Below are 14646 nucleotides of genomic sequence, written 5' to 3'. Positions count from 1 at the left end.
TCCCCCCTCGGCGGAGGTTCGGTTGTGGGGCCGTGCCTCCCCCGGGAACGCCGTTGCCCCCCCCGGATGCGTTCACCTCTCCCCGGAACGCGATTCGGGGGGTAACGGCCCTTTGCGGTCCTAGCCTTTCCGCTTGACCCACCCGCCGCCGCTCAGCGGATAGTCATATCCGGGGCGGTCGATGTCGGCGCTGGTACGGAACGGGGTGCCCTTGCTGTTGATGCGGACGGTGCCGTGCCGGTCGCCGCTGGACCAGTCCAGGGCGAGGTCCCAGCGGACGTCATGCGCCGTGGTGCGGGCGGTGACGTGGAAGACCTTCGGGTCGGACTCACTGACCGTGAGGGGGAAGTCGTGCTGGCCGTTCTCGGCGGTGACGGTGGGGCTGCGCTTGTCGAGGTCGACGTCGAAGGACTTGGCCTTGACGCTGTCGCCGCAGCCGACACCCATCGAGTAGTCGTTCCAGGTGAGCGGGTCGCGCTTCGCGGTGATGCGCACGTGCAGCGCCTCCAGGACGACGGTGTCCTTCCCGGTGCCCTGCACGGTGAGGGCGACGCGCTGCTGCCCCGAGGAGACCGCGCCGTATGCGGCGGCCCATTGGGGGGCGTCCTGCTCGGTGGCGGGCGGGCCGACCTGTTTGGGTCCGCTGTCGACGAGGAAGTGCTGCCCGCACGGGTCGTCGTAGACGTAGGGCCGGGTGGTGACCTTGACCGGTGCGCCGTCGTGGTCGCCGGACCCCGGCGCCGTGGACTTGCCGCTCTTCGTGTCCCGGGGCGGGTTGGGGAGGGTCGATGCGAGCGGGCTCACGTCCTCGTCGGTGCCGACCTTCCAGGTGTCGTCTCCGGCATGTATCGGGCCGCGGTCGTCGTCTCCGGAGAACGGCAGACCCGCGGCGAGTGCGACGCTCCCCAGAGTGGCGGTCGCCACGGCGCAGGCGATGAGCGTGTGGCGGCGGCTCCAGCGGAGGCGCGTGCGGGTGGGCGGGGGGACGGACGGCACGGCGTCGCTGACGACCGGTTCATCGCATTCGTCTGGTTCGCTGCTGTCGGATGCCGGGGCTGTCCGCTCCGGTCCCGCCCCGTCCGGTCCCGTTCCCGGCTCTGTTCCGCCCTGGCCCGGCCCCCTGCGCGTCCGCGTCGCATCGGCCAGAATCCACCTCCGGTGCAGCTCGACCAGCTCCTCGCCGGTCGCGCGGCACTTCCGGGCGAGCCGCTCGACCGGCGCGTACTCGGTCGGTACCGCGCGGCCGATGCAGTAACGGTGCAGCGTCGAGGCGCTCATGTGCAGCCGCTTGGCCAGTGCCACGTAGCTCAGTCCCGAGCGTTCCTTGAGTCCCCGCAGCAGTTCCGCGAACGCTTCCGCTTCCTCGGTGGCCCCTGCCCCTGTCGACTCCGACACGGTTCCTCCCCAACTCCCCAACCCCGCGTGGCCCCCGCCGCGCCGCGTTTCCGCGGTTCAGGCTGCTTAGTGAACACCTGTAACCCATTGCTCGTCAAACGGCGCCCCATTCCCGTATTCCAGGTGCCCGCACCGTGCGCGTCCGCAGGATTTGACAGTTGCTCTACTAATTTTGTTACCAGGCCATAAATTCTATTACCAAGCGCATAGGCCACTCGGCGGTGCTAAGAGAGCATTTAATCTAGGTAGTTGGCGTTCTGGGATGATTTTGTGAGTGTCGTCGTCGGCGGTCGTTGGATGAGGCGTGAGTGCTCGTCGCCCGTACCGCAGTGACGTTGTCCGACGCCCGCTGGGAGATCGTCAACGCGATCCTCTACGTCAACCGCACCGGCATCCCGTGGGAGTACCCGCCGCACGACTTTCCGCCCTGCAAGACCGTCTACGACTGCTACGCGAAGTGGGAAGACGACGGCACCACCCAGCAGGTAGACGACCTGTGACGCGACAAAACCCGCCGATTCCATGGCCGCCGTACGGAGCCCACCGCGGCCGTGGTCGACGCGCAGAGCGTGAAGACCTCGGCAAACGTCGCCGAAACCAGTCAGGGCATCGACGCCGGCAAGAAGATCAAGGGGCGCAAGCGGCACCTGATCACGGACACGCTCGGTCTGGTGCTGGCCGTCCTGGTCACCGCCGCGAACGTGCACGACACCACCGGCGGCAAGCTCCTGCTCGACGACCTGGCCGCGGCACATCCCAGCGTGACCAAGGTCTGGGCCGACGGCGGACCAGAACAGCATCTTCAACCACGGCGAAGGGGTTCGAGCCGCTGCCGAAGCGGCGCCGTTGCAAGAGGGGCACACCGTGCCGTCGCCTCCGCGGTATCCCCCGTCGCCCCGGCACCGCACGCCGCGTCCTATTTCCACGTTCCGCGTCCCATTCCCACGTTCCAGGCGCCCCGCATCCTGCCTGGTCAGCGGCCGTTTCCCCGTCCCGGCGTATCAAATCACCGTCTTCCGTGGCGGATGAAACGGATCCGCGCACACACTCCGTTCGGCCAAGCACCAACCACTGCACCGCAGAAGGGCACCACCCACATGTCCAGTGTCCGGGGCACCCGCCTCCGCCTGCTGACCGCCGCCGCGGCCGTCGCGACCGCCGCGCTCTCGCTCACCGCGTGCGGCGACGAGTCGGTCGATGACGGCGGGAAGTCGTCGGCGGGTGGCTCATTGACCGCATCGTCGGGGAGTGGGAACAGCGAGACCGGCGACTCCGGCACGGGCGACTCCGGCGGGAGCGGGAAGCGGGCCGTCGCCTGTGAGGGCTCCGGCACCACGACGGTCGCGGCTCCCGTGAACAAGCCCGTGAACCACCTGCTGCTCACGGTCACCAACACCGGCGGCGCCCCCTGCGACCTCTACGGCTACCCGGCCGCCGGATTCGGCGAGGCCCAGTCGGTGCCGCCGGCCATCAAGGACTCCGATCCGGGGGCCGTCATCACCCTCGCCCCGGGCGAGTCCGGCTACGCCGGCGTGACCTTGTCGGCAACCGACGGCACCGGCAAGAACGGCCGCACCGAGACGTCCCTCACCGTCGCCTTCAAGGACCGCACCGGGAAGTACACCCCCTCGGCGGCCCACCCGCCCCTGCCCGCCAAGGGCGTCCACGTCGACGACTCCCTCAGCGTCACGTACTGGCAGCGGTCGATGGACGACGCCCTCACCTGGTGACACCAGCCGGTGACACCGGCCGGTCACACCCACCACCGACCGCGCACCGCCGTGCGGAGAAGGGAAAAAGGCTGATGAGCGCCATGACGACGGAGAAGCGCCCCACGACGGAGAAGCGCCCCACGACGGAGGAGCCCCCCGTGGGGGAGAGGCGCCCCGTGGGGGGAATGAGCGAGCGGCGGCGTGCGCGGCTGCGGCTGGAGATCTCCCGGGAGGCGGCGCGCCTGTTCTGGAAGCAGGGCGTGGCCGGGACCAGCGGCGACCAGATCGCCGACGCGGTGGGGCTGTCCACGCGCACCATATGGCGGCACTTCCGCAGCAAGGAGGCGTGTGCGGAGCCGATCGTGATGCAGGGCGTCGTCACGTTGCTGAGTCTGCTGCACAGTTGGCCGAGGAACAGTTCCCTCGAAGACCACCTGGCGGCGGAACTGGTCCGGTTTCGGCACGAGACACCGCCGGTCGATCTGGCGGACGAGATGCTGGCGATGAAGATGATCCGGCTCGCCGACACGGAACCGGCGCTGCGCACAGCCTGGTTGATGGCTTGCGACGAGACCGAGCAGCAGCTGCGCGTGATCATCGGCGACCGGCTGGGGCGACCGGCCGGTGATCTGGAGGTGCGGCTGCACGCCGCGGCCTGCGCCGCGGTGGTGCGGGTGCTGGACGAGCAGATCGGAGTCGCCTTCCTTGCTGGTGCTGGTGCTGGTGCTGCTGCTGGTGCGGGCACCACGGAACCGTCCGATGTGCAGGCCACCGCCCGGCAGTTCGCTCAGGCGATCCGCACGGCCACCGGCGGGGCCGTCGGCGGCCCCACCGCCTGAAGCGCCCGAAGGAAGGGGTGGGTCGCATGCCCGCCAGCGCGTACGAGATCCCTCAGCTCACCGTCGAGTTACGCTCCCCAACGGGGTCGCCGTCAACGACCCGGCGCAGGTGTGCGCCATGTAGGAGCGCGTGCGCGATGCCGTGTTCGCCGTATGGATCCGGCGGAGATCCCGCTGGAGGACCTGGCCGTGCTCGCGGCCGAGGCCGAGGTGTCGAGCGTCTTCACCGGGCGGGAGCGCCACGAGCCGAGCCGGCGCTCAAAACCATCGCCGCGCACTTCGACAGCCTCATCCCCGGCCTGCGCGAGGCGCTGCGCGGCACCTTCCCCCTCCTCGGCAGGAACACCGGCGGCGGCTGGAACAACTGAGCCCACGGCCCCGTCACGACCGCCCGAGTGTGATCGCCCACCGCGCGTCCCCGGTCACATCGGCCACCGTCGGCCGCACTCCGGCGGTCCGGCACAGCAGCTCCAGGTCGTGGTCGAAGGCGGTCTCCACCGGGTCGTCGGCGCCCCCATCGCCCTCAGCGCCGCCTGGACTTCGGACCTCCTGTCCTCCACGAGAAGCGTGTGCGGACCGAGCGCGAACGCGGCCACGGCGGTGTCGTCGACGTCGGCCCCCTCGATCTCGGCCTGCGTCATGAGGTCGCCCCAGGTGCCGGTCGTGATGCGGCCGGGCTCGGCGCCCAGGCGGCGCAGCGCCTCGTCAGGCGTCGTGTGGTGGATGACGGTGGCGCAGTACGCGATGCCATCCGTCAGTACGTCCACCCAGGACTCGAAGTCTTCGGCGTCCTGGGGGCCTTCGGGTTCGGACACCTCTTCACCGTTCTGCCAGACCGCGGTCCCGTCCGTGCGGCACAGCCGGACCTCTCCCGGCAGCACACGCAACTCATCGGCCGGACCACCCAACTCCAGTGCCACACCGCCGTCGTCGGCGCGGACCCGCGGCATGCCGTCCTCATCCAGCACCAGCGCCGACCGCTCCGCGTCCCACGCGTGCCACCAGATCCGCTGTCCTTCGGCGTCGAAGAGCACCAGCCGCCGGTCGTCCCGGTGCACCAGCACCGTGCCGCCGTCGGTGGAGGCGAGCGACTGGCGCTGGAGCCGCTGCCCCCGGCGCAGCACCGAGCCGCGCGCGATGTTCATGGCGGGACCGGCACCGGACGTGGGCGCCTTCACCGTCCAGACCTCCTTCGCCGTCCGCGTCGCGCAGGGTCACCCGGCCGTCGTCACCGACCACCAGCCGCCGCCCGCCCGAACCCGCCGTGGCAGCGCGCTCCCCTGTCCCCATATGTCCTCGCGCTGAGCGAGTCGTCGGCGCAGCACTGACATGGGCGACCCTGCCGCAGACCACTGACAGCGGGACGGGGCAGGAGTACCGAGCCGGGGGCAGACCGGTTGCCCCTGGCCGCCCTCACCGTCGGCCCTGGTCAGCCCGCCGGCTGCCGCGTCTCCGCCGGAAGGTCCTCCGGCAGCAGCAGCCGCAGGTCTTCCAGGCCCGGTGCGGCCATCGTGCCGATCCGCCGGGCCTGGGCGGTCATCATTCGCTCCAGGATCTGGCGGGCCGTGCGGGCGTTGCCGAACGAGCGGTCGCGCGGCAGCCCGGCCACGTACCGCAGCAGCGCCTCGACGGTCTCCGGTGCGCAGTCGTAGCCGGAGGTCGTGGCGTGGCGGCCCATGATCTCGACCAGTTCGTCCGCGGAGTAGTGCTCGAAGTCCACGGTGCGGGAGAAGCGGGAGGCCAGGCCGGGGTTGGAGGCGAGGAAGCGGGCCATTTCCTCGGTGTAGCCCGCGACGATGACGACGATTTCGTCGCGGTGGTCCTCCATGAGCTTGAGCAGGGTGTCGACGGCCTCGCGGCCGAAGTCGGAGCCAGCGCCCTCGGGGGTGAGGGTGTACGCCTCGTCGATGAAGAGCACGCCGCCCAGGGCGCGTTCGAAGACCTCCTTGGTGAGCTGCGCGGTGTGACCCACGTAGCGGCCGACCAGGTCGGCGCGGGCCACTTCCACGAGCTGGCCGGTGGTCAGGACGCCCAGGGAGTGCAGCAGGTCGGCGTAGAGGCGGGCGACGGTGGTCTTGCCGGTGCCGGGCGGTCCTGAGAAGACCAGGTGGTGGCTGATCTTCGGGGTGGGCAGTCCTGCGGCCTGCCGCTGCCTGGTGGCCGACAGCAGGTTGACCAGGTCGGTGACCTCGCGTTTGACGGCCTGGAGACCGATCATGGCGTCGAGGTCGGCGAGGAGTTCCTCGGAGCTGCGGCCGTCGCCCGCGCCCGCGGCGGCCGAGGCGTCCGCGACATCCTCGGGCAACAGCAGGGTGAGGTCGGACTCGGCGGGGCTGGCCATCGAGGCCAGCCGGAACGCCTGCCGGTCGATCATCTCCTCGAAGACCTGACGGGCGGCGCGGCCGTTGCCGAACGTGGCGTCGCGCGGCATCCGCTCGTAGTGCCGGGCGAGGGCGTCCAGGGTGCTGGGGTCCAGCTCGTAGCGGTGGGTCCCGCACATGGACTCGGTGATGGTCACCAGCTCCTCCACCGAGTAGTTGGCGAACTCGATGGTGCGGGTGAAGCGGGAGGCCAGGCCCGGGTTGGAGGCGAGGAAGGAACCCATGTCGTCGGTGTATCCGGCGGCGATGACGACGACCTCGTCGCGGTGGTCCTCCATCAGTTTCAGCAGTGTGTCGATGGCTTCCTTGCCGAAGTCGGCGCCGGAGCCCTTGCCGTCGGACAGCAGCGTGTACGCCTCGTCGACGAACAGCACGCCGCCCAGCGCCTCGTTGAACGCCTCGGTGGTCTTGATGGCCGTACCGCCGATGACCTGGGCGACCAGGTCGGCGCGGGAGACCTCCACCAGGTGCCCGGAGTTCAGCACGCCGAGTTCGGCCAGGATGCCGCCGTAGAGGCGGGCGACGGTGGTCTTGCCGGTGCCGGGCGGTCCTGAGAAGACCAGGTGGCGGCTCATGGGCGGGACGGGCATGCCGAGGCTGGCCCGCCGCTGCGCGAGCTGGTTGAGGTTGACCAGGGTGCGGACCTGGTGTTTGACGTCGGCGAGGCCGATCAGCGACTCCAGCTGTGCGAGGGGGCCTTCGGGCTTCCTCCCGTCGGGGCCGGCCGCGGTCTTTCCCTCCTGGGCCAGGTCCCCGGCGGTCTCGCCCCAGGCGTCGGGGGTGGCGTTCCCGCTGCTGTTCAGGCCCTGGACGGTGAGGCGCTCGGTGGCGCGGGTCTGCTTCAGGCCCGCGCCGCGGTTGTCCCGTACGGCGCAGTCGGTGAGGGTGACCTGCTCGGAGCTGTCGACGCGGATGCCGTCGCCGACGCTGCCACTGATCTGGCAGGACTCCAGCGTGGCCCGGCCGCCGTTGGCGACGAGCACGCCGTGCGCCCCGGCCTCGGTCACCTGGGTGTGGCCGGCGGAGAGTTCGCCGCCGCTCTCCACGTGCAGCCCTGCTGCGGTGCACGCGTGGATCTGGCAGTCCCGCACGGTGGAGCGGCCCCCGGTGCCGACCCAGACGGCGGCCTGGGCCGTGCCGCGCAGCACGGTGCCGGTGATCTCGGGGGCGCCGCCGTTGACCGCGCGGATCCCTGCCCCTTCGGGCCGTTCGATCGTGCAGTCCTCCATGCGCCCGCGGCCGTCCTCGATGACCTCGATGCCGTGGCCGCCGGGCGCGATGAGGCGGGCCTTGCGCACCAGGGGGTTGGCTCCGGTGCGGATGGAGACGGCGACCCCGGCCGCGTCCACCACCTCCAGGCGGTCGAACTCGGCCGAGGCGTCCTCGGCCAGCCACACGGCCCCCGTCGCGTCGGCGCAGTCCCGCACGGTGGTGTCGGAGAGCAGCGGGGCGCTGGAGCCGATGACGCGGACCGCGGAGGAGGCCGCGGCATCGAAGGCGCAGTCCTGGAACGTGCCCCGCGAACGCTCCGTGACCGCCAGGCCGTTGCCCTTGGTACGCGCGGTGCCGCAGCGCAGCAGCTCCGGGTCCGCGCCCTGGGCGAGCACGATGCCGGGCCCGGTCGTGTCGCTGACGGTGACCTCTTCCAGCGTGGGCCGGGCGGCGCTGGTGACGTAGACGCCGACGGACGTGTCGTGGGCGTGGGTGCGTGCCACGTGCGTGGCGCACCGGCCCTCCAGGGCGACGGCGGGCTTCTCGGTGCCGGAGATGTCGCAGTCCTCGACCCGGCCCTGCGCCTCGCCGTTGGCGAGCAGCCCGTTGCCCTTGGCGTCGCGCATCCGGCAGCCGCGCACGGTGGTGCGGGCCTGCTCGCTGAGCACGACGGCGGAAGTGCCCAGGTGCTCGATCAGGCAGTCGTCGATGACGCTGCCGGTGGGGGCGGTGTCCACGATGCCCGCGCCCTCGGGGTTGGAGATCCGGCAGCCGCGCATGGCCAGCGAGCCGTTCTCGCGGGCGAGGAGCGCCGTCCAGCCGGAGCCGACGACGGTGCAGCCGTCCATGGCGACCTGGCCGCGCGGCGCGTCCACCACCGGCAGGTCCTCGCTGCCGCCGCGCAGCATCAGGTCGGTGAGCATCACCGCGTCCGCGACGAGTACCACGGCGGTGCCGCGCGGCGGGCAGATCTCCACGCTGCCGCGCTCGCCGTCGGCGACGATGGTGAGCCGGGTCTTGACCGTGAGGTTCTCGCGATAGCGGCCGGGCTTGACGCGGATCACCGCTCCCGTACGCGCCTTCGCCAGGGCCTCGCCGATCGTCCGGAAGTTCTCCGTATGGTCCGGACCGACCGTGAGCAACTGCCGTGACACGCTGGGACCTCCTAGTTGTGGTGCCTGCCGCACCTTGATGACCTGGGCGTGGGCCGCGATCGCCGCGGCCGGGCCCGACCGCCGGCGGTACGGTCGCAGGGGCCGCGCATGCAGGAGACGCGCGCACGAGGCGCACACGCGATGCAGGCTACGGGAATCCCGCGGTGGTCAGACGTGGTCAGACGGGATCGGGTCGCCGAGTGCACGTCCTGGTGCCCATCAGGGCACACCGCCGGTGCCCGTTCGGGCAAACCGCCGATCCTGGTGCGCCACCCCGGTCTGCGTAGCATGCGCGCCATGCGACGTGCACCTTCTTCCCGTCCTCTGGTGACGCGGGCGGTCGCCGCCGCCGCGCTGACCATGGCTTCGCTCGCCTCCGTGGTCCCCTCCGCCGCAGCGGATCCGGGCTCGGGCTCGGTGGAACTGCCCGCCCTCATCTCCGTGCTGCCGTCCGACGACCCCTGCGCGAAAGCGTCCCAGGGCAAGGCCGAGGACGCGACCTGGTCCCGGTCCACGCTCGGGCTCGGCCGCGCCTGGGAGCTGTCCCAGGGCGCCGGGGTGACCGTCGCCGTGGTCGACTCCGGCGTCGGCACGGACATCCCGGCGCTGTCCGGCCGGGTCACCGCCGTCGGCGACGCGGGCCAGGACTGCACGGGCCACGGCAGCTTCGCCGCGGGCCTCATCGCGGCGGCACCCGGCAAGGGAGTGGGGGTGGCGGGGGTCGCGCCCAAGGCGCGGATCCTGGCGGTGCGCGGGGCGCGGACGCGCGGCGAGACCACCGCCGCGACCCTCGCGGCGGGCATCCGCACCGCGGCCGCCAAGGGCGCCGAGGTCATCTACGTCGGATGGGTGCTGCCAACAGGGAAGGCCGACCTGACCAAGGCCGCGGCGTACGCGGCCGAGCACGACGCGCTGGTGGTCGCCCCGGTCGGCCCGGACTTCCTGCCCAGGGACCGCAACACCGGCCAGCCGGCCGAGCCCGCGCCCTGGTACTGGCCCGCGTCCGCGCCCGGCGTGCTCTCGGTCATCGACTACGGCCCGGACGGCAAACGCCCCGACAGCGCACCCGCGCTGGGCAACGCGGTCCTGGCGGCGCCGGGCGACGCGGTGGTCAGCGTCGGACCCAAGGGCTCGGGCCACTACATCGGTTCGGGCTCCTCGCTCGCCGCGGCCCACGTCGCGGGTGCGGCGGCGCTGGTCCGCGCCCGGTACCCGGAGATGTCCGCGGCCGAGGTCGCGCGGCAGCTCACGGTGTCGGCGTACCCGGCGAGCACGCCGCGGGTGGACCCATACGCCTCCGTGAGTTCGCTGCTCACCGACAAGCAGGGCGCCACCCCGAAGCCGGCGGCCGCCCACGTCCCCCCGGCCGCCCCGTCCGGGCCGCGCCACCGCGCCCTGGTCATCGCTGGCGCGGGCGGCGGCCTGGTGCTGCTGGTGGCCGCCGGTGCCGTGGTGATCCCCCGCGGCCGGGCCAGGGGCTGGCGCCCGGCGGGCGCGGAGGACCCGGAGACGGCGGAGCCCACCGAGCCCACGGCGCCCGCGGGGGCCGGGAGTTCCTGAGAGCCGCTGCCTGTACGGCGCCGGGAGGCCGTACGTCGCGGGGTGCCCGTACGGCGCCGGATGCCCGTACGCGTCCCCGCCGTACGGTCCACACGGCGCCGAGCGCCCGCATATCCCCGGTGCCTGTTCCTCCAGAATTCCTGCCCGCGGCCGCTTCCTTTTCGGGCAGTCCGGCAGAGTGATTCGGGCAGCCTCCGCGGCAATTCGGGTAGCTGCCCCGGCCGAATTTCCCGGGCGGCGGGAGCCGGCCGTTATCCGGCACCGGCCCCTCATGTCGCCGGCCCCTCTTCCACAAGCGCCGTCTGCACCCGCGTCGCCTTCCGGCGGGCGACGCGAGTGGCCCGCCCCGCGTTCAGCACCTGGCCCTTGACGTTGCCGAAGAGGAAGCCCTCGGCGGGCGGGCAGGACAGCAGCAGACCGGGGGTGTTGATCTCCTGCATGCGCCGCAGCAGGCGGTCGTTGAGGCCGCGCGAGGCGCCGGCCGCGGAGCGGGCCACGACCATGTGCAGTCCGACTTCGTAGCCGAGCGCGAGGTGTGCCAGCAGCGGCTCGAACGGCGCGTTCATCGAGTCGCCGCCCACCATGTCGTAGTCGTCGACCAGGATGAACAGCCGCGGCCCTGTCCACCAGTCGCACAACTTCATCCGGGCCGGGGCGATGTCCGCGCCCGGCACCCGCGCCTTGACCGCCTTGGCCGCCCCGCCGACGATGTCGCGCAGCGCGTCGATGGAGACCGCGTGCCCGAGGCGGTACGCGTCGGGGATGCTCTCCACCAGGGTGCGGCGGTAGTCCACGACCATGATCCGGGCCTCGGCCGGTGTGTAGCGCTCCATGATCGCCTTGGCCGTCAGCCGCAGCATGTTGGTCTTGCCGCTCTCGGTGTCGCCGACCACGATCATGTGCGGGGTCTCGCTGAAGTCGTGCCAGACCGTGGACAGTTCGTTCTCCTCCAGGCCGATCGGGACCCGCAGGTCGCCCTCGGGCGGCGGGAGCTGGGAGACCGGCAGCCTGGTCGGCAGCATCCGCACCTGCGGGGTCCGGGGCCCCGGCCAGCTCTCCTTGACCGCGGTGACCAGCCCTGAGACGCCGTCCGCGAGGTCTTCCGCGCCTTCCACGCCGTCGATGCGGGGGAGTGCGGAGAGGTAGTGGAGCATGCCGTCGCGGGTCAGGCCGCGGCCGGGCAGCCGAGGCACGGTGGCCGCGCGGCGGCTGTTGATCTCGGAGTCCATGGCGTCGCCCATCCGCAGCTCCAGGTGGGTGGCGGCCTGGTCGCGTACGCCCGCGGACAGTTCCACCCAGCGGGCGGTGGTCACGATCAGGTGTACGCCGTAGTTGAGGCCGCGGGCGGCCATGGAGTTGAACGTCTGGATGTGCTGGTCGAAGTCCTGCCGTACGGTCGACCAGCCGTCGATGACCAGGAACACGTCCCCGTAGGGCTGGTCGGTCAGCTCCCCGGCGGCCCGGCGGCGACGGAAGGTGGCCATGGAGTCGATGCCGTGGTCGAGGAAGTACCGCTCGCGCGCGGCCAGCAGTGAGTTGACCTCGGCGATCGTCCGGCCCACCCGCTCGGTGTCCAGGCGGGCCGCCACCCCGGCGGTGTGCGGCAGCTCGGCCAGGCCCGCCAGGGTGCCGCCGCCGAAGTCGAGGCAGAAGAACGACACTTCGCGCGGGGTGTGGGTGAGGGCGAGCGCGGTGAGGATGGTGCGCACCAGGGTGGACTTGCCGCTCTGCGGGCCGCCCGCGACGGCCACGTGCCCGCCGACACCCGACAGGTCGATCGTCAGCAGGTCCCGCAACTGCTCGAAGGGCTTGTCCACGATGCCGATCGGCACGGCCAGCCGCCCCCGGCCCTGCCAGCCGACGGTGGTCAGCCCCAGGTCGGGGTCGGGGGTCAGCGGCGGCAGCACCTGGTCGAGGGTCGCGGGCAGGTCCAGCGGCGGCAGCCACACCTGGTGGGCGGGCGGCCCCGCGGCGAGCAGCCGCTCCACCGCGACGGACAGCAGCGTCTCCCCGGTCTCCTCCAACCCCTCCTCCGGCTCCGGCTCGGGCACGTCGGGCACCTGGCGGGGCACCACGTAGCCGGAGGTCCACGGCACGGTCTGACTGGCGACCCGGGCCTGGTTCGCGCCGGCCTTGCGCTCCTGGTACGGGCCGGAGACGTACGCCGCGCGGAACCGGGTCAGCGCCTCCACACCGGACTTGAGATAGCCGCTGCCCGGCCGCGGCGGCAGCTGGTAGGCGTCCGGGACGCCGAGCACGCCGCGGCTCTCCATGGCGGAGAAGGTGCGCAGCCCGATGCGGTACGACAGATGGCTCTCCAGCTGGTGCATCCGGCCCTCGTCCAGCCGCTGCGAGGCGAGCAGCAGGTGTACCCCCAGGCTCCGCCCGAGCCGCCCGATCATCACGAACAGCTCCATGAACTCACGGTGCGAGGCGAGCAGTTCACTGAACTCGTCGACGACGACGAACAGGCTGGGCAGCGGCGTCAGCGGGGTGCCGGACGCCCGCGCCTTCTCGTAGTCCAGCGCGGAGGTGTAGTTGCCCGCTGCCCGCAGCAGCTCCTGCCGCCGCATCAACTCGCCGTGCAGCGCGTCCTGCATCCGGGAGACCAGCGCCGCCTCGCCCGCCAGGTTGGTGATCACCGCCGAGACGTGCGGCAGTTCGTCCAGGCCGAGGAAGGTGGCGCCGCCCTTGAAGTCGACCAGGACGAAGTTCAGCGTCTCGGAGGAGTTGGACAGCGCGAGCGCCAGGACCAGGGTGCGCAGCAGCTCGCTCTTGCCGGAGCCGGTGGCGCCGATGAGCATGCCGTGCGGGCCCGTACCGCCCTGGGCGGACTCCTTGATGTCCAGCTCCAGCGGGGTGCCGTCGGCGCACAACGCGATCGGCACCCGTAGCCGGGCGGAGCCGGTGTTGCGGTGCCACAGCGTGGCCGGCTCGTGCCGGCGCAGGTCGCCGATCCCCAGCAGGGTGGTCAACTCCACATTCGCCGACAGCGGTTCGGAGACCTCGCTGCCCATGCCCATCCGGTACGGGGCGAGCCGCCGGGCCAGCGAGACGGCGCCCACCAGGCCGAACCGGTCGGGGCGACCGAGCCGGGTGGGCTGCTCCTTGCGCTCCCGGTCGGTGCGCACCAGCGTGAAGTCCTTCTCGGACACGTCGAAGCGGAGTGTGACCCGGCCGGGCCGCCAGGTCAGCGCGCCGCTCAGGTCCAACACGACGGCGTTGCGGAAGCCGGGGCCGTCCAGCCGGTGCCCGCCGGGCACGCTCCCGCCGTCCACCACGATCACGGTGAACGGCTCCTCGCGCCCGGCCACCGCGTCCGGGTCGAAGGCCGGCCGCTCCATGAACTCCGCGCCCAGCAGGTCCTCCAGCTCGTTGAACGCCGAGACGCACATCCGCGCCGGGCCCGCGCCGTCGCTCTCCTGCGGGTGGAGGTTGTGCGGCAGCCACTTCACCCACTCCCACTCCGACCGCCGCTCGTCCGACACACACAGCGCCACCCAGACGTCGTCGGGCGCGTGGAAGGTCGCCAACTGGGAGATCACGGCCCGGGCGACGGCACGTATCCGCTGCTCGTCGCCGCGGAACAGCACCCGCGCCCAGGCCCGCAGATAGATCGCGATGGGCTGCTCCGGCACGGTGGAGTACGCCCGGATGAAGCTGCGCAGGGCGTGCGCGGACAGCGGCTCCAGGTCCTCCACCGGCGTGGTCGCCTTCGGCGTCAGCCGCAGCCCGAGCTTCTGCTCCCCGACCGCCACCCGCACCTCGCCGAAGTCCTCGTCCTGCGGGCGGCGTTCCCACAGCCGGGTGGTGCCCACCATCGCCCACAGGGCCGCGGGCTCCGGATGCCGCCAGGCCAGTGCCTTCTGCTGGTCGGCGACCGCGGTGCGCACCTTGCGCCGGATCTGCGTGAGATAGCGCAGGTAGTCGCGGCGCTCCCCCTTCAGGCGCTGCTTGCGCTCGCTGACCTTGCGCATCATCTGGCCGACCATCATGGCGCCGGAGGCCAGCACCATCATGCCGACGGCCAGGTACATGAAGTGGCTGCCGGACGACCGGCTCATGCCAGGCCGCATGAACATCAGCATCATCGACACCGACATCAGCGCCATCGGCAGGTACGTCCACACGGCCGAGCTGTCCGGCACCACCTCCGGCAGCGTGGGCGGCTCCTGGAGGTTCAACTCGCCCTCGGGCATGTCCGGGCCGCGCCGGCGGGCCGGCCTGCGGAACAAGACCACACTCACAACGGTCTCCTTACGGGCGGTGGAAACGGCGATACGGGCAGGGGTACCGGGCGATACGGGCAATGGGTCCGCAGGTGCCGGTCCCGAGGTTCGGAATAGTATTGTGCACCCAATAGAAGGTGTGTACTTTTCCGAAAGGCAAGTGC

The 14646-nt window shown here is 71.9% G+C and carries 8 protein-coding genes; 4 read left to right on the top strand and 4 right to left on the bottom strand.

Going from position 1 to position 14646, the window contains the following annotated elements; all coding sequences use genetic code 11:
* Positions 1 to 120: 120 nt before the first annotated feature.
* Complete coding sequence (locus FDO69_RS01675) at positions 121 to 1395, bottom strand: helix-turn-helix domain-containing protein (protein WP_104777761.1); 1275 nt, start codon at positions 1393 to 1395, stop codon at positions 121 to 123.
* 308 nt (positions 1396 to 1703) lie between these two features.
* Here FDO69_RS01675 and FDO69_RS41535 point away from each other — a divergent pair, with 308 nt between their 5' ends.
* The 3 genes from FDO69_RS41535 to FDO69_RS01660 all read left to right on the top strand — a co-directional run bounded on the left by FDO69_RS41535 (position 1704) and on the right by FDO69_RS01660 (position 3946).
* Positions 1704 to 1895, top strand: a complete 192-nt coding sequence (locus tag FDO69_RS41535; protein ID WP_206338748.1) for a transposase — start codon at positions 1704 to 1706, stop codon at positions 1893 to 1895.
* A 69-nt stretch (positions 1896 to 1964) separates the two neighbouring features.
* A complete protein-coding gene (locus FDO69_RS42845) occupies positions 1965 to 3125 on the top strand; it encodes a DUF4232 domain-containing protein (protein WP_206338747.1) in 1161 nt (386 codons plus the stop codon).
* Between the two features lie 74 nt (positions 3126 to 3199).
* Complete coding sequence (locus FDO69_RS01660; RefSeq protein ID WP_234387808.1) at positions 3200 to 3946, top strand: TetR/AcrR family transcriptional regulator; 747 nt, start codon at positions 3200 to 3202, stop codon at positions 3944 to 3946.
* A gap of 422 nt (positions 3947 to 4368) precedes the next feature.
* Here the strand turns inward: FDO69_RS01660 and FDO69_RS01655 are convergent, their stop codons facing one another.
* Both FDO69_RS01655 and FDO69_RS01650 read right to left on the bottom strand, forming a co-directional pair.
* Positions 4369 to 5124: a DUF6461 domain-containing protein gene (locus FDO69_RS01655; protein WP_104777759.1), complete on the bottom strand. Its 756-nt coding sequence runs from the start codon at positions 5122 to 5124 to the stop codon at positions 4369 to 4371.
* Positions 5125 to 5375: 251 nt separating this feature from the next.
* Entirely contained in the window at positions 5376 to 8693 is a 3318-nt protein-coding gene (locus FDO69_RS01650) for a right-handed parallel beta-helix repeat-containing protein (protein ID WP_104777758.1), read from the bottom strand.
* A 297-nt stretch (positions 8694 to 8990) separates the two neighbouring features.
* Here FDO69_RS01650 and FDO69_RS01645 point away from each other — a divergent pair, with 297 nt between their 5' ends.
* Positions 8991 to 10253: a S8 family serine peptidase gene (locus FDO69_RS01645; RefSeq protein ID WP_234387807.1), complete on the top strand. Its 1263-nt coding sequence runs from the start codon at positions 8991 to 8993 to the stop codon at positions 10251 to 10253.
* A 269-nt stretch (positions 10254 to 10522) separates the two neighbouring features.
* Here the strand turns inward: FDO69_RS01645 and eccCa are convergent, their stop codons facing one another.
* On the bottom strand, positions 10523 to 14494 hold the full coding sequence (gene eccCa / locus FDO69_RS01640) for a type VII secretion protein EccCa (protein WP_104777914.1): 3972 nt from the start codon (positions 14492 to 14494) through the stop codon (positions 10523 to 10525).
* Between the last annotated feature and the right edge of the window lie 152 nt (positions 14495 to 14646).

Origin of the sequence: Streptomyces tibetensis, assembly GCF_007655005.1 — a bacterium.
Lineage (GTDB): Bacteria > Actinomycetota > Actinomycetes > Streptomycetales > Streptomycetaceae > Streptomyces > Streptomyces tibetensis.
The sequence above is the reverse complement of the archived record's forward strand: the minus strand, read 5'-3'. Positions and strand labels throughout refer to the sequence as shown.

Excerpts from the sequence above, each read along its gene's own strand:
- FDO69_RS01660 (WP_234387808.1), top strand. The coding sequence starts at position 3,200 with ATGAGCGCCATGACGACGGAGAAGCGCCCCACGACGGAGAAGCGCCCC.
- FDO69_RS01645 (WP_234387807.1), top strand. The coding sequence starts at position 8,991 with ATGCGACGTGCACCTTCTTCCCGTCCTCTGGTGACGCGGGCGGTCGCC.